The 21,224-nt window shown below is 64.5% G+C and carries 17 protein-coding genes; 6 read left to right on the top strand and 11 right to left on the bottom strand.

The genetic code is table 11. The features are described 5' to 3' along the window. Positions 1-80 precede the first annotated feature (80 nt). The gene (locus tag BTH42_RS22145; RefSeq protein WP_075303305.1) at positions 81-767 is read right to left on the bottom strand and encodes an orotate phosphoribosyltransferase; all 687 of its coding nucleotides are present in this window, start codon (positions 765-767) and stop codon (positions 81-83) included. Positions 768-1,047: 280 nt separating this feature from the next. On the opposite strand from BTH42_RS22145, the gene BTH42_RS22135 reads away from it, so the two are divergent. Then, a complete protein-coding gene (locus BTH42_RS22135) occupies positions 1,048-2,295 on the top strand; it encodes an MFS transporter (protein ID WP_075303304.1) in 1,248 nt (415 codons plus the stop codon). A 346-nt stretch (positions 2,296-2,641) separates the two neighbouring features. Further along, on the top strand, positions 2,642-4,924 hold the full coding sequence (locus BTH42_RS22130) for an NADP-dependent malic enzyme (protein WP_075303303.1): 2,283 nt from the start codon (positions 2,642-2,644) through the stop codon (positions 4,922-4,924). 177 nt (positions 4,925-5,101) lie between these two features. On the opposite strand, the gene BTH42_RS22125 is transcribed toward BTH42_RS22130, so the two are convergent. Then, on the bottom strand, positions 5,102-8,704 hold the full coding sequence (locus BTH42_RS22125; RefSeq protein WP_075303302.1) for an indolepyruvate ferredoxin oxidoreductase family protein: 3,603 nt from the start codon (positions 8,702-8,704) through the stop codon (positions 5,102-5,104). Positions 8,705-9,096: 392 nt separating this feature from the next. Between BTH42_RS22125 and BTH42_RS22120 the strand changes: the two genes are divergently transcribed. Beyond that, a complete protein-coding gene (locus tag BTH42_RS22120; RefSeq protein ID WP_075303301.1) occupies positions 9,097-9,300 on the top strand; it encodes a hypothetical protein in 204 nt (67 codons plus the stop codon). A 149-nt stretch (positions 9,301-9,449) separates the two neighbouring features. Here the strand turns inward: BTH42_RS22120 and hppD are convergent, their stop codons facing one another. Then, positions 9,450-10,547 carry a 4-hydroxyphenylpyruvate dioxygenase gene (gene hppD / locus BTH42_RS22115; RefSeq protein WP_075303300.1) on the bottom strand — a complete coding sequence of 366 codons (1,098 nt, stop codon included), beginning with the start codon at positions 10,545-10,547 and terminating at the stop codon, positions 9,450-9,452. 135 nt (positions 10,548-10,682) lie between these two features. Between hppD and BTH42_RS22110 the strand changes: the two genes are divergently transcribed. Continuing rightward, complete coding sequence (locus BTH42_RS22110; protein WP_075303299.1) at positions 10,683-11,180, top strand: Lrp/AsnC family transcriptional regulator; 498 nt, start codon at positions 10,683-10,685, stop codon at positions 11,178-11,180. Between the two features lie 90 nt (positions 11,181-11,270). Here BTH42_RS22110 and BTH42_RS22105 read toward each other — a convergent pair whose 3' ends face one another. The 8 genes from BTH42_RS22105 to paaA all read right to left on the bottom strand — a co-directional run bounded on the left by BTH42_RS22105 (position 11,271) and on the right by paaA (position 17,716). Continuing rightward, a complete protein-coding gene (locus BTH42_RS22105; RefSeq protein WP_075303298.1) occupies positions 11,271-11,939 on the bottom strand; it encodes a GNAT family N-acetyltransferase in 669 nt (222 codons plus the stop codon). 346 nt (positions 11,940-12,285) lie between these two features. Further along, positions 12,286-12,897 (bottom strand): TetR/AcrR family transcriptional regulator, encoded by a 612-nt coding sequence (locus tag BTH42_RS22100; protein ID WP_075303297.1) that lies wholly within the window; start codon positions 12,895-12,897, stop codon positions 12,286-12,288. Positions 12,898-12,909: 12 nt separating this feature from the next. After that, a complete protein-coding gene (locus tag BTH42_RS22095; RefSeq protein WP_075303296.1) occupies positions 12,910-13,725 on the bottom strand; it encodes a DUF1835 domain-containing protein in 816 nt (271 codons plus the stop codon). Between the two features lie 149 nt (positions 13,726-13,874). Next, positions 13,875-14,963, bottom strand: coding sequence for a 1,2-phenylacetyl-CoA epoxidase subunit PaaE (gene paaE, locus BTH42_RS22090; RefSeq protein WP_075303295.1), 1,089 nt, complete (start codon positions 14,961-14,963; stop codon positions 13,875-13,877). Position 14,964: 1 nt separating this feature from the next. Then, a complete protein-coding gene (paaD, locus tag BTH42_RS22085; protein ID WP_075303294.1) occupies positions 14,965-15,516 on the bottom strand; it encodes a 1,2-phenylacetyl-CoA epoxidase subunit PaaD in 552 nt (183 codons plus the stop codon). Between the two features lie 7 nt (positions 15,517-15,523). Next, complete coding sequence (paaC, locus tag BTH42_RS22080) at positions 15,524-16,327, bottom strand: 1,2-phenylacetyl-CoA epoxidase subunit PaaC (protein WP_075303293.1); 804 nt, start codon at positions 16,325-16,327, stop codon at positions 15,524-15,526. An 8-nt stretch (positions 16,328-16,335) separates the two neighbouring features. Beyond that, positions 16,336-16,620, bottom strand: coding sequence for a 1,2-phenylacetyl-CoA epoxidase subunit PaaB (paaB, locus tag BTH42_RS22075; RefSeq protein ID WP_075303292.1), 285 nt, complete (start codon positions 16,618-16,620; stop codon positions 16,336-16,338). A 97-nt stretch (positions 16,621-16,717) separates the two neighbouring features. Next, positions 16,718-17,716 (bottom strand): 1,2-phenylacetyl-CoA epoxidase subunit PaaA, encoded by a 999-nt coding sequence (gene paaA, locus BTH42_RS22070; protein WP_075303291.1) that lies wholly within the window; start codon positions 17,714-17,716, stop codon positions 16,718-16,720. 206 nt (positions 17,717-17,922) lie between these two features. Here paaA and BTH42_RS22065 point away from each other — a divergent pair, with 206 nt between their 5' ends. Then, complete coding sequence (locus BTH42_RS22065) at positions 17,923-19,545, top strand: NAD(P)/FAD-dependent oxidoreductase (RefSeq protein ID WP_075303290.1); 1,623 nt, start codon at positions 17,923-17,925, stop codon at positions 19,543-19,545. A gap of 115 nt (positions 19,546-19,660) precedes the next feature. Further along, a complete protein-coding gene (locus BTH42_RS22060; protein ID WP_075303289.1) occupies positions 19,661-20,941 on the top strand; it encodes an SGNH/GDSL hydrolase family protein in 1,281 nt (426 codons plus the stop codon). The last annotated feature ends 283 nt before the right edge of the window (positions 20,942-21,224 follow it).

Below are 21,224 nucleotides of genomic sequence, written 5' to 3'. Positions count from 1 at the left end.
GAACGCGCATAAAAAAAGCCGCCGGTCGCGAAGACCGGCGGCTTTTTCATTCAGCCCGCATCAGGCGGCTGGCTGTGTGCTTACTGCGGCGTCGAGGTGGCGCCGCCGTGCGCGGCCGACCACTCGGCCGGCGCGTGCAGGAATTTTTCCACTTCGTCGAGCGTCCTGGTGTCGAAGTACTTGTTTTCCTTTGCGACGCGCAGCACGTCCCACCACGTGGCGAGCGCGTGCAGATCGACGTCGATGTCTTTCAGCACCGACACGCTTTCCTTGAAGATGTTGTAGTGGAACAGCACGAAGCAGTGGTTCACCGTCGCGCCGGCGGTGCGCAGCGCGTTGATGAAGTTGATCTTGCTGCGGCTGTCGGTGGTCAGGTCTTCGACCAGCAGCACGCGCTGGCCTTCGGTCAGCAGACCTTCGATCTGCGCGTTGCGGCCGAAACCCTTCGGCTTCTTGCGCACGTATTGCATCGGCACCATCAGGCGGTCGGACAGCCACGCCGCGAACGGGATACCGGCGGTTTCGCCGCCGGCGACCGCGTCGATCTGCTCATAGCCGACGTCGCGCAGGATCGTCGCTTCGGCCATTTCCATCAGGCCGCGGCGCACGCGCGGATACGAGATCAGCTTGCGGCAGTCGATATACACCGGGCTCGCCCAGCCGGACGTGAAAATATACGGTTTCTCCGCGTTGAAATGCACTGCTTGCACTTCGAGCAGCATTTTGGCGGTGGTGTCGGAGATCGTCTGGCGATCGAAGCCTGTCATGGGCGGATCCTTCGGAATGAGCGGGGGAGAAGCGGGCGCGGGCCCGGTGGCGCAGCAAGCTGGGGTATGCCGCGCCATGCTGGGCGGAATACGCGACCGGCGGTAGAGCAGAGACCGGCGTTTGCTGCGCGCGTGGGCGGCTATTTTACCCGAAATGGGTGGCGCCGAGGAGGCCGTCGGCGGGCGCATCGTCTTGTGAGCGGGCAACGCCGCCTTTACACTCACGCGACTTTGGCGGACGCCCCGCCGCGCCCGCTCCCCGACCTACGGAATCCTTTCGATGAACGCCGCTCCTCCCGCTCGCGCGACCGCCGCCGCACCCGCCGCTCCAGCGCTCAGACCGGGCCACGCGGGCCGCGCGCTGCTCGCCGCGGTGCTCGGCTACGCGATGGACGGCTTCGATCTGCTGATCCTCGGCTTCATGCTGCCGGTGATCGCCGTCGACCTGCATCTGAGCTCGGCGCAAGCGGGCGCGCTGGTCACGTGGACGCTGATCGGCGCGGTCGCCGGCGGCGTGATCTTCGGTGTGCTCAGCGATTATTTCGGCCGCGTGCGGATGCTGACGTGGACCATCCTGATCTTCGCGGTGTTCACCGGGCTGTGCGCGCTCGCGCAAGGCTACACCGACCTGCTGATCTTCCGCACCATCGCCGGGATCGGGCTGGGCGGCGAGTTCGGCATCGGCATGACGCTGGTCGCCGAAGCGTGGCCGGCGGCGCAGCGCGCGCGGGTGTCGTCGTATGTCGGGCTCGGCTGGCAGCTCGGCGTGCTGGCTGCCGCGTTGCTGACGCCGCTGCTGCTGCCGCTGATCGGCTGGCGCGGGATGTTCGCGATCGGGCTGCTGCCGGCGGTCGTGTCGTTTTTCGTGCGGCGCCGGGTCGAGGAGCCGGCGCTGTTTACCGAGCGCGCCGCGCGCGGCAGGCGCAAGCTGCCGCTCAAACTGCTGTTCGCCGATGCGCGCACCACCCGCGCGAGCGTCGGCGTGACGATCCTGTGCTCGGTGCAGAACTTCGGCTATTACGGGCTGATGATCTGGCTGCCGAGCTATCTGTCGAAGACCTTCGGCTATTCGTTGACCAAGTCCGGCCTCTGGACCGCCGCGACGATTCTCGGCATGGCGGCCGGCATCTGGCTGTTCGGCATCGCCGCCGACCGCTTCGGCCGCAAGCCGACCTTCCTGTTCTATCAGGCGGGCGCGGTCGTGATGGTGTTCGTCTACGCGCAACTGAGCACACCGCTCGCGTTGCTGATCGGCGGCGCGGCGATGGGCGTGTTCGTGAACGGGATGATCGGCGGCTACGGCGCGCTGATCTCCGAGCTGTATCCGACCGAGGCGCGGGCCACCGCGCAGAACGTGCTGTTCAACGCGGGCCGCGCGGTCGGCGGTTTCGGGCCGGTGGTGGTGGGTGCATTGGCCGCGCGCTATTCGTTCGCGGCGGCGTTGGCGCTGCTCGCGTCGATCTATCTGCTCGACATCGTCGCGACACTGTTTCTGATTCCTGAACGACGCGGCGCCGAACTGGAGTAAGTGACCGCCGCGCGGGCGCGAATAACTACGAATCCGCGCCCCATGCGCGGCGCATTGTTAAATCGCCGGCCCGCGAAACCCGGCGCCTGCAAGCGGCGCGGCAGTATTATCAGCCGCTGTTTCGCCATTGGTTAGTCCTGTTAACCACTCAGTGCATCGACACGTCCCAGGTGTACACTGGTCGACCCGCGAAGCACTCCACATCGTCCCGTACTTCGTCGAGGTAAGCCACCGCGCCAACCGGCGCGTGCGAAAACCGCCTCGGTCGGCTATCCGTCTGACAGATGCAAGCGAAGCAACGGTGTGGTGCCCCGGGCCCAATTACTTACGTCTCGCAGGCCTAGAAATGGACGAACAACTCAAGCAAAGCGCTCTCGCATACCACCAGAATCCGAAACCCGGCAAGATTTCGGTGACGCCCACCAAGCCGCTGTCGAACCAGCTGGACTTGTCGCTCGCGTATTCGCCGGGTGTTGCAGCGGCCTGTATGGCGATTTACGACACGCCGCTCGACGCGCAGAAGTACACGTCGCGCGGCAATCTCGTCGGCGTGATCACCAACGGCACGGCCGTGCTCGGCCTCGGCAACATCGGCCCGCTCGCCGCGAAGCCGGTGATGGAAGGCAAGGGCTGTCTGTTCAAGAAGTTCGCCGGTATCGACGTATTCGACATCGAGCTGAGCGAGTCGGACCCGGACAAGCTCGTCGAAGCGATCGCGATGCTCGAGCCGACGCTCGGCGGCATCAACCTCGAAGACATCAAGGCGCCCGAGTGCTTCTACATCGAGAAGAAGCTGCGCGAGCGCATGAAGATTCCGGTCTTCCACGACGATCAGCACGGCACCGCGATCATTGCGTCGGCGGCCATCCTGAACGGCCTGAAAGTGGTCGGCAAGAAGCTCGACGAAGTGAAGCTCGTCTGTTCGGGCGCGGGCGCGGCGGCGATTGCCTGTCTGGACCTGCTGGTCAACCTCGGCCTGTCGAAGCAGAACATCCTCGTCACCGACTCGAAGGGTGTGATCTACGAAGGCCGCGGCAACCTCGATCCGTCGAAGGAACGCTATGCGGCGAATACCGACGCGCGCACGCTGGCCGACGCGATCCGCGGCGCCGACGTGTTCCTCGGCTGCTCGAGCGCCGGCGTGCTGAAGCCGGAGATGGTCGTCGAAATGGGCACCCAGCCGCTGATTCTCGCGCTCGCGAATCCGGAGCCGGAAATCCGCCCGGAAGACGCGAAGAAAGTGCGCCCGGACTGCATCATCGCGACCGGCCGTTCGGACTATCCGAACCAGGTCAACAACGTGCTGTGCTTCCCGTTCATTTTCCGCGGCGCGCTCGACGTCGGCGCGACCACGATCACCGAGGAAATGAAGCTCGCGTGTGTGCGCGCGATCGCCGAGCTGGCCGAGGAAACCGACCAGGGCGACGAAGTCGCGAAGGCGTATGAAGGCCATTCGCTCGAATTCGGCCCCGAGTACCTGATTCCGAAGCCGTTCGATCCGCGCCTGATCATCAAGATCGCGCCGGCTGTCGCGCAGGCCGCGATGGATTCGGGCGTCGCGACCCGTCCGATCAAGGACATGGACGCGTACCGCGAAGAACTCGGCACGACCGTCTACCGCACCGGCATGGTGATGCGTCCGGTGTTCGCGGCGGCGAAGTCGGCGCCGGCGCGCATCGTGTTCGCGGAAGGCGAAGACGAGCGCGTGCTGCGCGCCGCGCAGTTCGTGCTGCTCGAAAAGATCGCCAAGCCGATCCTGATCGGCCGCCCGTCGGTGATCGAGATGCGTCTGAAGAAGATGGGCTCGAAGCTCAAGTGCGGCGAGGACGTCGAGATCGTCGATCCGGAAGACGATCCGCGTTATCAGCGCGCATGGCAGGCGTATCACGAACTCGGCGCGCGCGAAGGCGTGACGCCGGACGTCGCGAAGGCCGCGATGCGCAAGTTCAACACGCTGATCGGCGCGATCCTCGTGCGTCTGGGCGAAGCCGACGGGATGATCTGCGGGATGATCGGCCAGTACCACACGCACCTGAACTTCATCGAACAGGTGCTCGGCAAGGCCGACGACGTGCAGAACTTCGCGGCGATGAACCTCTTGATGCTGCCGGGCCGCAATCTGTTCATCTGCGACACGTACGTGAACGAAGTGCCGACCGCCGAGCAACTGGCCGACATGACGATGCTCGCCGCGCGCGAAATCGAGAAGTTCGGCATCACGCCGAAGGTCGCGTTGCTGTCGAACTCGAACTTCGGCAGCGCGCCGTCGTCGTCGTCGCAGCGCATGGCCGCCGCCCGCAAGCTGATCACCGCGCGTGCGCCGTCGCTGGAAATCGACGGTGAAATGCACGGCGACGCGGCGCTGTCGGAAGCGATCCGCAAGGCCGCGTTCCCGGGCACGTCGCTGAGCGGCGAAGCGAACCTGCTGATCATGCCGAACGTCGAAGCGGCGAACATCGCGTACAACCTGCTGAAGGTGGTGGGCGGCGAAGGTGTGACCGTCGGCCCGTTTCTGCTCGGCGCGGAAAAGCCGGTGCACATCCTGACGCCGGCCGCGACCGTGCGCCGGATCATCAACATGACCGCGGTTGCTTCGGCGAACGCGCGTAAGTCGGTGAATGCGCAGTAAGTAACCGGTAGGTCGCCACTGAGCGAGCAACGCCACGGAATCCTTGAGATTGCGTGGCGTTTTTTTATGGGCGGAAAAAAGCGGCGGTCCGTGGGGACCGCCGCTTTTGTCAGGTTCGGCTTCGGCAGTTGCAGCTGCCGAAGCGGTTGCCGTTGCCGTTGCCGTGAGACAACCCTATCAAGCCGCCGCGTGCTGCGCTTTGCCCGCATCCGGCGCGCGCCAGCGCGCGAGCAACTCGTTCCAGCGGATCCGCACGCCCTTCAGGTTGTTCTCCTTCACGTGCCCATAACCACGGATCCCATCCGGCAGATTCGCAAGCTCGAGCGCCAGTTCGCGCTTCTGCACGGTAAGCCCACCGATCAGCTCGCGCACCAGCGCCTCGTATTCACCGATCAACGCGCGCTCGGTGCGGCGCTCCTCGGTCTTGCCGAACACGTCGAGCGGCGTGCCGCGCAGGAACTTCAGCTTCGCCAGCAGCGGCATCGTGCGGAACATCCACGGGCCGTACTTCTTCTTCACCAGATGACCTTGCGCGTCCTTCTTCGATAGCGTCGGCGGCGCGAGATGCAGATGCAGCTTCCAGTCGCCTTCGAACGTCGCGTTCAGCTTGTCGATGAACGCCGGGTCGCTGTACAGCCGCGCGACTTCGTATTCGTCCTTGTACGCCATCAGCTTGTGCAGGTTCTTCGCGACCGCTTCGGTTAGCGGCAGCTGGCTGTCGGCCGCATCGAGCGCCTGTTCCGCGGCCCGCACCTGCCCAACCAGCGCGCGATAACGCTCCGCATACGCGCGGTTCTGCCACGCGGCGAGGTAATCGGCGCGCTTGTCGATCAGCGTGTCGAGCGCCTTCGGCGTATGCAGCGCGATGATCTTGCCGCTCGGTGCATCGGCCGCGTCCGCGCGTCCCTGGGTCTGCGCGAGCTTGCGCACCGCGGCGAGGTCGTGCGCGGCGCGCCGGCCCCATTCGAACGCCGCGCGGTTCTTCTCGACCTGCACGTTGTTCAGCTCGATCGCGCGAATCAGCGACTGATAGGTTAGCGGCACCCAGCCGCGCTGCCACGCGTAGCCGAGCACGAACGGGTTCGTGTAGATTGCGTCGCCGAGCAGCGCGACCGCGAACTGGTTCGCGTCGACGGTTGCGACGTTGTCGTCGCCGGCCGCCGCGCGCACGTCGGCTTCGGTGCTGGTGCCGGGGAAGCGCCAGTTCGGGTTCCTGATCAGTTCGGCGGTCGGCGTGTGCGCGCTGTTCAGCACGACGCGCGTGTGCTGCGGCTGCATCCGCGATACGCATTCGTCGCTCGCGGTGACGATCGCGTCGCAGCCGATCACGAGGCTCGCTTCGCCCATCGCGATGCGGGTCGCGTGGATGTCGGCCGGCTGGTTCGCGATCTGCACGTGGCTCATCACGGCGCCGCCTTTCTGTGCGAGGCCGGTCACGTCGAGCACGGTGACGCCCTTGCTTTCCAGATGCGCGGCCATCCCGAGCAGCGCGCCGATCGTGACGACGCCCGTGCCGCCGACGCCCGTGACCAGCACGCCGTACGGCCGGTCGATCGACGGCAGTTCGGGTTCCGGCACCGGCGGCATCGCCTCCGCGCCGACGCCCGACGCCGCCTTCGGCTTGCGCAACTGGCCGCCTTCAACCGACACGAAGCTCGGACAGAAGCCGTTCACGCACGAGAAGTCCTTGTTGCAGGTCGATTGATTGATCTGGCGCTTGGTGCCGAATTCGGTGTCGAGCGGTTCGACCGACAGGCAGTTCGACTTCACCGAGCAATCGCCGCAGCCTTCGCAGACCGCCTCGTTGATCACGACACGGCGCGCCGGATCCGGATACGCGCCGCGTTTGCGGCGGCGCCGTTTTTCGGTCGCGCAGGTCTGGTCGTAGATCAGGATCGTCGTGCCGGGGATTTCGCGCAGCTGGCGCTGCACGTCGTCGAGCTGGTCGCGATGATGAATATCGATGCCCGGCGCGAGGCCGACGTTGGCCGCGTACTTCTCTGGCTGATCGGTGACGATCACGATCTTCGCGGCGCCCTCGGCGGCCAGCTGATGGGTGATCTGCGGCACGCTCAGCACGCCGTCGACCGGCTGGCCGCCGGTCATCGCGACCGCGTCGTTGTACAGCAGCTTGTAGGTGATGTTCGCCTTCGACGCGATCGCCGCGCGAATCGCCAGCAACCCCGAGTGGAAGTAGGTGCCGTCGCCGAGGTTCGCGAACACGTGCTTGTCGTTGGTGAACGGCGCCTGGCCGACCCACGCGACGCCTTCGCCGCCCATCTGGCTAAAGGTGCTGGTGCTGCGGTCCATCCACACCGTCATGTAGTGGCAGCCGATCCCGGCCATCGCGCGCGAGCCTTCCGGCACGTTGGTCGACGTGTTATGCGGGCAGCCCGAGCAGAACCACGGCTTGCGCTCGACTTCGACGCGCGGGCGCGCGAGCGCTTTTTCCTTCGCGTCGATCACCGCGATCCGTGCGGCGATCCGCGCGCGCACATCGGACGGCAGATCGAACTTGTCGAGCCGCGTCGCGATCGCCTTCGCGATGATCGCCGGCGACAGCTCGTAGTGCGCGGGCAGCAGCCAGTTGCCCATCGGCACCGACCATTCGCCGCCAGCGCCGTCCTTTTCGTCGAACTTGCCGAACACGCGCGGGCGCTGCGCGTCGGGCCAGTTGTACAGCTCTTCCTTGATCGCGTATTCGAGAATCTGGCGCTTTTCCTCGACCACCAGAATTTCGTGAAGGCCGCGCGCGAACGCTTGCGCGCCTTGCGCTTCGAGCGGCCACACGCAGCCGACCTTGTACAGGCGGATGCCGATGCGCGAGCAGGTTTCGTCGTCGAGACCGAGATCGGTCAGCGCCTGGCGCACGTCGAGATACGCTTTGCCGCCGGTCATGATGCCGAAGCGCGCATGCGGCGAATCGATTTCGACGCGGTCGAGCTTGTTCGCGCGCACGTAGGCGAGGCCGGCGTACCACTTGTAGTCGAGCAGCCGCGCTTCCTGCACGAGCGGCGGGTCGGGCCAGCGGATGTTCAGGCCGCCGTCCGGCATCATGAAATCTTCGGGCAGGACGATTTGCGTGCGATGCGGGTCGATATCGACCGACGCCGACGATTCGACCACGTCGGTCACGCACTTCATCGCGACCCACAGCCCGGAATAACGGCTCATTGCCCAGCCGTGCAGGCCGAAGTCCAGGTATTCCTGCACGTTCGACGGAAACAGCACCGGCAGGCCGCAGGCCTTGAAGATGTGTTCGGACTGGTGCGCGAGGGTCGAGGATTTGGCCGCGTGATCGTCGCCGGCGAGTACGAGGACGCCGCCGTGGCGCGACGAACCGGCCGAGTTGCCGTGCTTGAAGACGTCGCCGCTACGGTCGACGCCAGGGCCCTTGCCGTACCACATCGAGAACACGCCGTCGTATTTGGCGCTCGGGTACAGGTTGACCTGCTGCGAGCCCCACACCGCGGTGGCGGCGAGATCTTCGTTGACGCCGGGCTGGAACACGACCTGGTGCGCGGCCAGATGCTGTTTGGCTTTCCACAGCGACTGATCGAGTCCGCCGAGCGGCGAGCCGCGGTAACCGGAGATAAAGCCGGCGGTGTTCAGGCCGGCGGCGCGGTCGCGTTCCTGCTGCAGCATCGGCAGACGCACCAGCGCCTGGATGCCGCTCATATACGCGCGGCCGCGTTCGAGGGTGTATTTGTCGTCGAGCGTGACGGATGACAACGCGGCTTCGAGCCTGGCTCGCTGACCTGCGTCTAGCGGGGCATTCATTATGTGTACTCCTCCACTCAGCTTGGGATCGCCAAAACTTTTTGTGTCCCCGACATCTTGTGAATGCTGGGGCCGGGGTGCTCATATTGACTGGTTTTAGCCGATGGTAGCACTGGTGGAAACCCGCCGCAGGCGTTTCAGAAATGGCTATGCGCGGCAGCTTTTCGAGTCGATTCGTCGCGTGTTGCCTGCAAATTCCATTCAATTGCGCTTCGTTTTGGCTGGAATGCGCTTCTATCGCGATTTCGCATGTAACAGGTTGTAAAACCTACGAATCTACGGAACCGCAGTGAAAACAACTGTCTAATCCCCGACCTGCGAGCGATGCCCGTGTAACGCCGCGCATTCGGCGCGGCTTCGGGGCAGCAGGGCAGTTAGAACAAGGAGTACGCATGAACACTAGAAACATCCAGACCTTCCTGATGGTTTCCGCCGCTTTCTTCGCGATCAGCGCGCCGGCGCGGTCGAACCCGGGCAGCATGGGCGCGCTTTCCAACGCGATCAGCCGTAGCGCGCAGGTCGCACCGGCGCGCGCGGAAGCCGGGCGGCTCACGCAAGGGTCGGTCAGCCGCGACGAGGACGGGCAAAATTCCTGACGCGCCGCGCGGGCGGAGCGTCTCTCTGTAACCGGCCGCCGCTCCGGTGCGAGCGGCGGCGTAAATAAGTAAAGGGCGAGGATCCTGCGATCCTCGCCCTTTTTTATTGGCCGGCTGACCGGCTGACCGGCCGTGCGGCGGCGGTGTGCTCAGGTTTTGTCCTGCACCACGCCGCGGCGAATCTGATCGAGTTCGATCGATTCAAAGAGCGCCTTGAAGTTGCCCTCGCCGAAGCCCTGATTGCCCTTGCGCTGGATGATCTCGAAGAAGATCGGGCCGATCTGGTTTTCGGTGAAGATCTGCAGCAGCAGATCGTCCGGCGCGCCGTCGATCAGGATCTTGCGCTTGCGCAGCTCGTCGAGCGGTTCGCCGTGATTCGGTACGCGGCGGTCGACCAGTTCGTAATAGGTGTCGATCGTGTCGAGCAGCGAGATGTTCGCGCCGCGCAGGCCGTCGACGGTGCGATAGATGTCGTTGCTGCCGAGCGCGATGTGCTGAATCCCTTCGCCGTGATACGCGTCCAGATATTCCTGGATCTGGCCGGCGGTGTCCGAGCCTTCCTCGTTGATCGGGATGCGGATCTTGCCGCACGGCGACGTCATCGCCTTCGACTTCACGCCCGTCACCTTGCCCTCGATGTCGAAATAGCGCACCTCGCGGAAGTTGAACAGGCGCTCGTAGAACTCCGCCCATTCCTGCATGCGGCCGCGATGCACGTTGTGCGTCAGGTGATCGATATAGGTGAGGCCGTGGCCGGCGGGGTTCGGGTTCGCGCCGGGAATCGGCTCGAAGTCGACGTCGTAGATGTCGATGTCGCCGATGCTGTTCGGCGCCGCGCTGTTCTTGCCGCGCCAGCGGTCGACGAAATAGATCAGCGAATCGCCGATGCCCTTGATCGCCGGGATGTTCAGCTCCATCGGGCCGGTTTTGTTGTCGAAGCCCCACGCGCCTTTTTCGAGCGCCTGGCTGTAGGCCTTGGCGGCGTCCTGCACGCGAAACGCGATCGCGCAGATCGACGGACCGTGCAGCCGCGTGAAGCGCTGCGCGAACGAATCCTTTTCCGCGTTGACGATGAAGTTGATGCCGCCCTGCCGATACAGCGTCACATCCTTATGGCGATGCCGCGCGACGGCGGTGAAGCCCATCTGCTCGAACAGCTTGCCGAGCGCTTTCGGGTCCGGCGCGGTGTATTCGATGAATTCGAAGCCGTCGGTGCCGACGGGGTTGTCCCAAGTTGCAACCTGCATGGTTTTGTCTCCTGTTAGGCGCGAACGCATGGAGCAAGTGTAGGACTGCGTGGGAGGCAAAAGCTTGCGAACTTAATTGTGTCTGACTACGCTTGAGCCAGTTTATGTCTCAATTTAAACCTTACGTGGCAGAACATGGCTAACGCAGAACTGGACGCGATCGACCGGCGGATTCTGGCCATTCTTCAGGAGAATGGCCGGCTGTCGAATCAGGAAATCGCGGAGCGGATCAATCTGTCGCCGAGTCCCTGCTTGCGGCGGATTCGCCGGCTCGAGGAAAGCGGCGTGATTCGCGGCTACGTCGCGCTGCTCGATGCGCAGCGTCTCGGACTCGATCTGCTCGCGTACGTGAACGTGCGGCTGGAGAAGGGCGGCGGCCGCGCGTTCAGCCCACAAGGCGAGGCGACGCATGCGGACCTGTTCGGCGCCGCCGTGCAGACATGGCCCGAAGTGGTCGCCTGTCACGCGATGACCGGTGAGATGGATTACCTGCTGCGCGTGCAGGTCGAGGATATGGCGCACTTTTCGCGCTTCGTGCAGGATCAGCTGCTGCGCCATCCGTCGGTGATCGATGTGAAGTCGAGCTTCTCGCTGGAGAAGATCAAGGAAACGACGGCGCTGCCTATTTTGTAGGCACTTGTGGGCTCGATGTGCCAGACATCCCCCAAAAGAAAAAAGGGCGACCTTGCGGCCGCCCCCTTCTCATTTCCCCGTAGCGATTATTCAGGCAGCGATAGCGGCCGGCATGAACGACTCGAACAGTCGCGATGCCTGACGCGCATGGCGCTTCAGTGCGTAGTCGAACACGGCGGCCTGCTCCTGCAGCATTTCAGCGAGGATGCTCGACTGGTCGGCCGGCGACAACGTTAGGTAGGCGTCGGCTTCGCCGTACGCGTATTCGATCTTCATGCCCGCCTTTTTGGCGATGTGCATCATTGTCGAATTGCGCGACAGGCAGTGGATGTACAGCATTGTCACGTGCGTGTTGCGACTGCGGATCGCCGCGCGCTCGAACAGCTTGCTGCCGATGCCCTGACCGCGCGCGCTTTCGAGCACCGAGACGCCGAATTCGGCGGTGCGCTTGTCGCCCTCGGCCGGCAGATAAGCCAGATGGCCGACGCCGCTCAGTTCCAGCTTGCTGTTGAACACGCCGAACACGGTGTCGCGCGTGAAATCGATCGCGCGCACATAGTTTTCGATCACGTGATTCGGCACGACCTGGCCGAAACGCAGCAGACGGTCTTCTTCGTCGAGTGCGAGGAAGTGGGTGAGCAGGCGTTCGCGGTCGATTGCGGTGAGTTCGCGGACCAGAACGGGCGCACGTCCGGCAGACAGCGACGCACGATCGTTCGAGGCGATCAGCTCGGCGGTGCTAGGGGGCAGCAGGTTCATGGTCGGGTTCTCCTTTTGATCAGGCGGTGTTGTGCACCGCAAAACCAATTTTACCGGAAACCCAAGGGTCTCACTAGGGAAAACCCGTACCAAAAACAGAGTGGACTATCTAAAACGTTAAAGACCTAATTTTAATTATTTGATTTTTAAAGAATAAATAGAATGGAACATGCGTTCGTGACACGATGCCACATGGGTCACATCAGGGCTTTAGGCGGTCTGCATATTGCTGCTCTGCGTCATTCTGGCGCGGTTGCCGCGGTGGGACCTGGGCGGCCTCGGCAATTGAACCGAGCGGATCCGAAGCCCCGCAGCGGGTTCGCGGGGCCGGCCCGGAGTCGTTGGCTTACGCTGCCGGCGCCGTCCCGAGACCGTGGTCGACCATATTCACCACCTGCTCGGCGAACTCGCTGTAGCCCATCCGGCCGTCCGGCTTCAGCCACGTGAAGGTCCAGTTGATCATGCCGAACACCATCATCGTCAGCGCGGTCTGGTTGTCGCGGGTCGCCCGTTCCGGATACGCGCGCGCGAGTTGCCGCGCGAACGCCGCGACCACGTCGCGCTGTCGGTTCAGGATGATTTCGCGCTGCGCGTCGACCAGGTACTTGACGTCGTTCAGCAGCGCGACGTGCCGGCTATGCGAGGTCTCGTACTCCAACAGGAACGCGCGGATCAGTTCGGCGAAAGTCTCGCGCTCGCTCAGCCCGCGGCGCTGACTCGAACCTTCGACCTCGGCGATGATCAGCATCAGCCGCTTCGTGTAGCGATCCAGCAGGTCGAACAGAATCGCTTCCTTGCTCTCGTAATAGTGATAGAGGCGCGCTTTCGAGGTGCCGCTCGCCGCGGCGAGATCGGCCATCGAGGTGCTCGGATAGCTGGTCTGCGCGAATTTCGCCGCGGCCAGTTCGAGAATCTGCTCGCGTTGGGTTTCGTGGTCTGGGGCTCGGGTACGGGCCATAGTCGTCTGTTGTTATTGAGGTGAGCAGGGGGCGAGCGCCGCGCACAGTTCGAGCGAGCGCCATGCGTTCGCGTCGCCGCGTAGGCGGATGCGCCGCAGCGCCGCGAGTTCGCGCATCCGCCACAGCACGATGGTGTCGCTGACGAGGAACCACAGTTCGGCGGTCATCACATTGGCGGCGACGCGCGATGCGGGCTGCCAGTCGGCGCCGGCGTGCTCGAGGATCAGCGCGTCGAGTTCGGCGAAGCTACTGCTGGTGAAGGTGTTGTCGCGCCAGCGCCGGGTCTCGCCGTTCGCGTGCTTGACCTCCTGCCATTCGAGCGCGAGCCGGCTGATGCGCAGCACCGAAATCGGCGCGGCGTCCGGCACTCGCGCCTGCAGCACGTCCGGCGAGAACATCCCCACCGAGGTCGCGCGATCCTTGCGGGTGTACGCCCATGCGTTCGGATCGGTGAGATCGGCCAGCGACAGGCGCACTTCGTTCAGGCGCTGCGGGCTGTTGCGCAGCAGGTAGCACACGCGCCGCAGCATCAGTTGATCGGACGCGCTTTCGCCGTGCCACACGACGAGATTCGCGGTGCCGTTCGCGAGGCTGGCGAGCATCGCGGCCTGTTCGCGGAATTCGCGTACAAAGTCGCGCCGCGTGTCGGCGCTCACGCGCTCCCAGAAATCGGCGCGGATCTGCGGGCCGTCGTCGACCCCGCGTAACGGGCCGACCGCGAGATCGTCGCGCAACGCCTGCACGCGGTCGTCGCGACCGGCCTGGGTCAGCGCGGTGCGCAGTGATTCGGCGGCGACGTCGCCGTTGGTAAGGTGAATCGTGCTCATTGGCTAAGGCTGGCTGTGACGCTAGCGGCTGTAACGAAAAGAGGCCGCTCGCCGACCGGGAACCGAGGTCCGGGTCGATGAGCGGCCCCTAGTGTAAGCGGATCGCGAAATGGCCGAAAGCGGCGCCTTTGCCCCGCTATGCCGGCGCCTCAGCGTTCGTCGTAGCTGACGACCACCTTGTCGCTGACCGGATGACACTGGCAGGTCAGCACGAAACCGTCGCGGATCTCGTGCTCTTCGAGCGTGTAGTTCTTTTCCATCTTCACTTCGCCTTCGAGCACCTTCGCGCGGCAGGTGCAGCAGACGCCGCCCTTGCACGCGTACGGCAGCGCGAGACCGGCGCGCAGTCCGACGTCGAGCACGCTCACACCCTGGTACGGCAGACGCAGCTTGCGGCGCTTGCCGTCGAGCACGATTTCGAGGTCGGCGGCCGGCGTGTCTTCGGTGATTTCGACCGCCGGCACGCCCGCCTGCGGCAACGGCGAACCGAAACGCTCGACGTGCACCTTCGCGGGCGGCACGCCGGCGGCCTTCAGCGCGGCTTCGGCGGCATCCATCATCGGCGCGGGGCCGCAGATGAACGCTTCGTCGACCGCGTCGGCCGGCAGCAGGTTTTCGAGGAATGCCGCGCACTTTTCCTGATCCAGCACGCCGTTGAACAGCTCGACGTCCTGCAGATCGTCCGACAGCACGTGATACAGCACGAAGCGGTTCATGAAGCGATTCTTCAGATCTTCGAGCTCTTCGGCAAACATGATCTGGTCGACGCTGCGGTTGCCGTACACCAGCGTGAAGGTGCTGCGCGGCTCGACTTCGAGCGTCGTCTTGATGATCGCGAGTACCGGCGTGATGCCCGAGCCGCCCGAGAACGCGAGGTACTGCTGACCCTGCTCGGCGTTCAGATGGGTGAAGAAGCGTCCGTCCGGCGTCATCACGTCGATCGTGTGACCGGGCTGCAGCGTGTCGAACGCGAAGTTCGAAAAACGCCCGCCGCGCACGCGCTTGATGCCGATGCGCAACTCGCCGTCGCGATCGTAGTCGGTGACGCCGACGCAGATCGAATACGAGCGGCGGGTTTCCTCACCGTCGATATGCGTCTTCAGCGTGACGAACTGCCCCTGCGTGAAACGATACTGGTCGCGCAGCTCGGGCGGGACTTCGAACGCGACCGACACAGCGTCGGCGGTTTCGGGACGCACTTCGCGGATACGCAGCGGATGAAATTGCGGGGTGGCCATATCAGTACGGTTTGAAGTAGTCGAAGGGTTCGCGGCAGTCGAGGCAGCGATACAGGGCCTTGCAGGCGGTCGAGCCGAATTGCGCGAGCCGCTCGGTGTGCGCGGAGCCGCAGCGCGGGCAGGACGGCGCCGGCAACGCGCGCGGCACGAAGCGCATCACCTGCTCGCGCGGCTGCGCGGTCGATGCGCAATTGCCGGTGGGCGGCGCGATGCCGTAGTTGCGCAGCTTTTCGCGGGCGTCGGCGGTGATCCAGTCGGTGGTCCACGCCGGCGCGAGCACGGTCGCGATCCGGTACGGCGCGAGCTGCGCGGCATCGAGCGCGAGGCCGATGTCTTCAGCGATCTGCGACATCGCCGGGCAGCCCGAGTAGGTCGGCGTGATCACGACTTCGAGCGCGCCGTCGGCGGCGCGGCGCACGTCGCGCAGGATGCCGAGCTCGCGGATCGATACCACCGGGATCTCCGGATCGGGCACCGCTTCGAGCACCGCCCACGCGTGGGTGAGCGTGGCGTCGGCTACGTCGGCGGGATGCGGGGCGGTCGAGGTCGTCATCGTGTGCTTACCAGTTGGCGCCCGGATGCTGGCGCGCGAGGCTCTGCATCTCGGCGAGCACGAAACCCATGTGCTCGGAGTGCTCGCCATGCTTGCCGGTCGTCACGTGCTTGACTGGTTCGGGCAACGTCAACGTGGCTTCGTCGAGCGTGGCGCTCACGTCGGCGAGCCACGCGGCTTCCAGTTCCGCCGTGCGCGGGCCGATGCCGGCCGCGGCGATCGCGTCTTCCACCGCGTCCGCGCTGAAGAACTCGCGCGTGTATGGGATCAGATAGTCGAGCGCTGCCTGCGCGCGACGGTGCGATTCGTCGGTGCCGTCGCCGAAACGGATCAGCCACTCGCTCGCGTGGTGCACGTGGTACTGCGTTTCCTTGATCGACTTCGCCGCGATCGCGGCGAGCTGTTCGTCGGTGGAGGCGGTGAGCGCGCTCCACAGATGCAGCATCAACGTCGAGTACAGGAAGTTGCGCGCGATCGTCACCGCGTAATCCTTCCCGGTCTGCGCGGTGCCGGCGAGCGGGCCGTAGTGCGGCAGCTCGACGAGCGTGTAGTTCGCGAACTCGCGCTCGGCGCGGAAGTACGCGTAGTCGTCTTCGCTGCGCTGCTTGCCGGTGAGCTGCTGTTCGAGGTCGGCCGCGTGCGTGTATAGCAGGCGCGCCTGGCCGACCAGGTCGAGGCTCATGTTCGACAGCGCGATGTCCTCTTCGAGGATCGGGCCGTGGCCGCACCACTCGGTGTTGCGCTGTCCGAGGATCAGCGCGGTATCCGCGAGGCGCAGCACGTACTGGAGATGTTGGGACGTGATGGACATGGCCGCGCTTACATGTGGTTGACTTCGTCGGGGAGCTGGTAGAACGTCGGGTGGCGATAGATCTTGTCGCCCGCCGGTTCGAACAGCTCGGCCTTTTCGTCCGGCGCGGAAGCCGTGATCGCCGACGACGGCACCACCCAGATGCTCACGCCTTCCTGGCGGCGCGTGTAGACGTCGCGGGCCATGCGCAGCGCCATCGGCGCGTCGGCGGCGTGCAGGCTGCCGCAGTGTTTATGGTCGAGTCCCTGCTTGCTGCGCACGAACACTTCCCAAATCGGCCATTCCTTGTTCATTGCTGATCTCCTGATATGCGGTGCTGTTCAGGCGGCGCGCCGTCGAGCGGGCTGGCGCCTGTGAATTCGTCGATGCGCTTGTGTCAGCGCTAAAGCCTCAAGCCGCCTGCTGATGCGCGCGCACGCGCTGCTTTTCGGCGTGGGCCAGCGCGGCTTCGCGTACCCACGCGCCATCGTCATGGGCCTTCACGCGGGTCGCGAGGCGCTCGCGGTTGCACGGGCCGTCGCCGTTGACCACGCGCCAGAACTCTTCCCAGTCGATGTCGCCGTAGTCGTAGTGGCCGCGCGCCTCGTTCCACTTCAGGTCGGGGTCGGGCAGCGTGACGCCGAGCACCTTGGCCTGCTCGACGGTCGCGTCGACGAATTTCTGACGCAGGTCGTCGTTGGTAATGCGCTTGATGCCCCATTTCGCCGACTGGTTGCTATGGACCGAATCCTTGTCGCTCGGGCCGAACATCATCAGCACCGGCCACCACCAGCGATTCACCGCCTGCTGGACCAGCTCGCGCTGCGCGTCGGTGCCGGCCATCATCGCGAGCAGCGCGTCGAAGCCTTGGCGCTGATGGAACGACTCCTCCTTGCAGATGCGGATCATCGCGCGGGCGTACGGACCGTACGTGCAGCGGCACAGCGGGATCTGATTCATGATCGCCGCGCCGTCGACCAGCCAGCCGATCACGCCGACGTCGGCCCAGGTCGGGGTCGGGTAATTGAAGATGCTCGAATATTTGGCCTTGCCGGCATGCAGCGCGGCGATCAGTTGATCGCGCGATACGCCCAGCGTTTCGGCCGCGCTATATAGATAGAGCCCGTGGCCTGCTTCGTCCTGCACTTTGGCGATCAGGATCGCCTTGCGCTTCAGGCTCGGTGCGCGCGTGATCCAGTTGCCTTCCGGCAGCATGCCGACGATTTCCGAATGCGCATGCTGCGAGATCTGCCGGACCAGCGTTTTGCGGTACGCGTCGGGCATCCAGTCCTGCGGCTCGATCTTGCCGTCCGCGGCCATGACCGCATCGAAGCGGGCCTGCTCCGGCGAATTCGCGTCCGCGTCGAGCGGGGCGACATTGCCGGGGATATCGAGGGATTGCGTGTACATGGGGGACGCTCTCTGCCGAAGTTGTCTGGGTCGGCGTAGTATAAACCAACCGACCGGTCGGTTAATAAATTTTTTAAAGATAGCCGGTACGTTCGATAGTGCGCGGGGGCAGTGTTCAGGCAACCGTCGTCGCCCCGTTCCGACGCTTAACCGATAAAATTGCGAATTGGCCGCGATTGACGGCCCTTTCTGCATCTCCGGTACTCATGTTACGTCTAAGCGAAATCAAACTCCCGCTCGATCATCCCGAGAGCGCCCTCGAAGCGGCCATCCGTGCGCGTCTCGCGGAACTCGGCGTGACCGGCGACGAGCTCATCCGATACACCGTGTTTCGCCGCGCCCACGATGCGCGCAAACGCGCCGACATCAAGCTGACTTACATCGTCGATGTCGAGGTCACGGATGAAGCGGCCGCGCTCAAGCGGCTCGCCGACGTGCCGCATTGCGGCGTGACGCCCGACATGAGCTACAAGTTCGTCGCCCGCGCTCCCGAGCAGTTGAGCACGCCGCGCCCGGTCGTGATCGGCATGGGGCCGTGCGGGCTGTTCGCGGGGCTGATCCTCGCGCAGATGGGTTTCCGGCCGATCATCCTCGAGCGCGGCAAGGCCGTGCGCGAGCGCACCAAGGATACGTTCGGGCTGTGGCGCAAATCGGTGCTCAATCCGGAGTCGAACGTGCAGTTCGGCGAAGGCGGCGCGGGTACGTTCTCGGACGGCAAGCTGTACAGCCAGATCAAGGATCCGAAGCATTACGGCCGCAAGGTGCTCGACGAGTTCGTGCTGGCCGGCGCCCCCGAAGACATTCTGTATCTGAGCCGGCCGCATATCGGCACGTTCCGGCTGGTCAGCATGGTCGAGAAAATGCGCGCGAAGATTCACGAACTCGGCGGCGAGGTGCGCTTCGAGACGCGCGTCGAGGATATCGAGATCGACGACGGCAAGGTGCGTGGGCTGACGCTGTCGACCGGCGAGACGCTGCGCACCGACCATGTGGTGCTGGCGGTCGGCCACAGCGCGCGCGATACGTTCCAGATGCTGTTCGACCGCGGCGTCTACATGGAAGCGAAGCCGTTTTCGCTGGGTTTCCGGATCGAGCATCCGCAGGGCGTGATCGATCGCAGCCGGTTCGGCAAATTTGCCGGTCACAAACAGCTCGGCGCGGCCGACTATAAGGTGGTGCATCACTGCAGCAACGGGCGCGCGGTGTATAGCTTCTGTATGTGTCCGGGCGGTACGGTGGTCGCGGCCACGTCGGAGCCGGGGCGCGTCGTCACGAACGGGATGAGCCAGTACTCGCGCGCGGAGCGCAATGCGAACGCGGGCATCGTGGTCGGCATTACGCCCGAGGATTACCCGGGCGGACCGATGGCGGGCATCGCGTTCCAGCGCAAGTGGGAAGAGCGGGCGTTCGAGCTCGGCGGCGGCAACTATATGGCGCCGGGGCAGCTGGTCGGCGACTTCATCGCGGGGCGGCCGTCCACGTCGCTCGGTTCGGTGGTGCCGTCGTATAAACCGGGCGTGCGGCCGACTGACCTCAGTACCGCGCTGCCCGACTATGCGATCGAGGCGATTCGCGAAGCGTTGCCGCAGATGGAAAAGAAGATCGCCGGCTTTGCGATGCATGACGCGGTGCTGACGGGTGTCGAAACTCGAACGTCGTCGCCGATTCGCGTGCGTCGCGGCGACGATTACCAGAGCGTGAACGTCGAAGGGCTGTATCCGGCGGGTGAAGGTGCCGGATATGCCGGCGGGATTTACTCCGCGGCGATCGACGGGATCGAGGTGGCCGAGGCGGTCGCGCTCAAGATCATGAGCCAGCAGAAGGCTTGAACTCGCGCGGCGTGAACGCGCTGTTCCCCCGGGTGAGGCGGATCGCTCGCCACTGCCCGCGGGGACCGTCGCGATCGGGCACAATGCGCGTTTCGCCTCGCACCGATCCATCCGAATGACTCTCCGTCACCTGGCTGCCGCCTGCGGCGCCGCGCTGCTTGTCCAATTTGTTCCATTAGCGGTTTCGTCGAGCGCTGTCGCCGCGGAGACGCCCGGGCACTGGGTGTCGGCGTGGGCGACCGCGCTGCAACCGATTCCTCAGCGAGCCGACCTGCCGCCGCTGTATCGCGCGCCCGAAGTTGCCGGACGGACGGTTCGGCAGATCGTTTATCCGACGCTGTCCGGAAAAAGTGCGCGCATTCACCTGAGCAATGCGTACGGCAAGACGCCGCTCGTGATCGAGGATCTGCGCATCGCGCGCTCGGCGGGCGGCGCTGCGGCGGTGGAGGGCGGTGGAATCCGCGTGACGTTTGGTGGACGCGGCGCGGTCAGTATTCCGCCGGGCGGCGAGCTGGACAGTGATCCGGTCGCGGTCGATATCGTCGAGGGCACTCCGTACGCAATCAGCGCGTTCATGGGGCCGGAGCAGCGGATGGCCGCCTGGCACCGTGTGTCCAATCAGGTGAATTACGTGTCGGCGCCCGGCAATCATGCGGCCGACGCTTCCGCCGCGGCGTTTCGCGGCCGCTTTACGCAATATGTGTGGGTGACCGGCTTGTCGGTGGATGCGTCCGCGCCGGCGGCGACCGTTGCCGCGATCGGCGATTCGATCACCGATGGGATGCGTTCCAGTCTGAACCGGAACCGCCGCTGGCCGGACGCATTGGCGCGGCGGTTGGATGCGAGCGGCGGGCAACCGGTCGCGATCGTCAATCTAGGGATCAGCGGCAACCGGCTGCTGAGCGACTCGCCTTGTTATGGCGATGCGCTCGTGAGCCGCTTCGATCGCGACGTGTTGCGGCGTCCGGGCGTGAAAGCCGTCGTTCTGCTGATCGGCATCAATGACATCAACTTCGCGGCGATGCCGGCCCATAGCGGGCTCGACTGCGACTTTCCGCATACGTCGGTGACGGCTGCCGACCTGATCGGTGGCTACCAGCGGGTGATCGCCGCTGCGCGGCACGCGGGCGTGAAGGTGTTCGGCGCGACGCTGACGCCGGCATCGCTGCCGCCGGAGCGGGAAAATATCCGGCTCGCGGTCAATCAGTGGATTCGGACCAGCCGTGCTTTCGATGGCGTCGTCGACTTCGACGCTGCGCTTCGGGACCATGCACAGCCGGATCGTCTGCAGCACGCCTTCGATAGCGGAGATCACATCCATCCGAGCGACGCCGGCTATGCGGCGATGGGGGATGCGGTCTCTATCGAGGCGGTGCTGAACGCAACCCGGAAGTGAGCTGCAAGATTTTTTAAGTGAAAGCAAAAAGGGTGTTGACGAAACGAGAAAGAGCCTCCATAATCTCGTTTCTCTGCTGCTGATGCAGCAACGCAAACGAAGCAGCGCCAAGGCGCTACGAAGTAAGCGAATCGATCTTTAAAAATTAACAGCCGATAAGTGTGGGCACTTGATGCGGAATGCAGCGGTGGTTCTTAGGAATCGCCGTATAGCAAAAGTATCAAAAGCCTCACACAGTATTAGAGGAAGGTTTGTCTGTCGAAAGACGGATTAATCATCGTCA

It is taken from the genome of Burkholderia sp. SRS-W-2-2016 (assembly GCF_001931485.1).
GTDB lineage: Bacteria > Pseudomonadota > Gammaproteobacteria > Burkholderiales > Burkholderiaceae > Paraburkholderia.
The sequence above is the reverse complement of the archived record's forward strand: the minus strand, read 5'-3'. Positions and strand labels throughout refer to the sequence as shown.

Excerpts from the sequence above, each read along its gene's own strand:
- BTH42_RS22145 (WP_075303305.1), bottom strand. The coding sequence starts at position 767 with ATGACAGGCTTCGATCGCCAGACGATCTCCGACACCACCGCCAAAATG.
- BTH42_RS22135 (WP_075303304.1), top strand. The coding sequence starts at position 1,048 with ATGAACGCCGCTCCTCCCGCTCGCGCGACCGCCGCCGCACCCGCCGCT.
- BTH42_RS22130 (WP_075303303.1), top strand. The coding sequence starts at position 2,642 with ATGGACGAACAACTCAAGCAAAGCGCTCTCGCATACCACCAGAATCCG.
- BTH42_RS22125 (WP_075303302.1), bottom strand. The coding sequence starts at position 8,704 with ATGAATGCCCCGCTAGACGCAGGTCAGCGAGCCAGGCTCGAAGCCGCG.
- BTH42_RS22120 (WP_075303301.1), top strand. The coding sequence starts at position 9,097 with ATGAACACTAGAAACATCCAGACCTTCCTGATGGTTTCCGCCGCTTTC.
- hppD (WP_075303300.1), bottom strand. The coding sequence starts at position 10,547 with ATGCAGGTTGCAACTTGGGACAACCCCGTCGGCACCGACGGCTTCGAA.
- BTH42_RS22110 (WP_075303299.1), top strand. The coding sequence starts at position 10,683 with ATGGCTAACGCAGAACTGGACGCGATCGACCGGCGGATTCTGGCCATT.
- BTH42_RS22105 (WP_075303298.1), bottom strand. The coding sequence starts at position 11,939 with ATGAACCTGCTGCCCCCTAGCACCGCCGAGCTGATCGCCTCGAACGAT.
- BTH42_RS22100 (WP_075303297.1), bottom strand. The coding sequence starts at position 12,897 with ATGGCCCGTACCCGAGCCCCAGACCACGAAACCCAACGCGAGCAGATT.
- BTH42_RS22095 (WP_075303296.1), bottom strand. The coding sequence starts at position 13,725 with ATGAGCACGATTCACCTTACCAACGGCGACGTCGCCGCCGAATCACTG.
- paaE (WP_075303295.1), bottom strand. The coding sequence starts at position 14,963 with ATGGCCACCCCGCAATTTCATCCGCTGCGTATCCGCGAAGTGCGTCCC.
- paaD (WP_075303294.1), bottom strand. The coding sequence starts at position 15,516 with ATGACGACCTCGACCGCCCCGCATCCCGCCGACGTAGCCGACGCCACG.
- paaC (WP_075303293.1), bottom strand. The coding sequence starts at position 16,327 with ATGTCCATCACGTCCCAACATCTCCAGTACGTGCTGCGCCTCGCGGAT.
- paaB (WP_075303292.1), bottom strand. The coding sequence starts at position 16,620 with ATGAACAAGGAATGGCCGATTTGGGAAGTGTTCGTGCGCAGCAAGCAG.
- paaA (WP_075303291.1), bottom strand. The coding sequence starts at position 17,716 with ATGTACACGCAATCCCTCGATATCCCCGGCAATGTCGCCCCGCTCGAC.
- BTH42_RS22065 (WP_075303290.1), top strand. The coding sequence starts at position 17,923 with ATGTTACGTCTAAGCGAAATCAAACTCCCGCTCGATCATCCCGAGAGC.
- BTH42_RS22060 (WP_075303289.1), top strand. The coding sequence starts at position 19,661 with ATGACTCTCCGTCACCTGGCTGCCGCCTGCGGCGCCGCGCTGCTTGTC.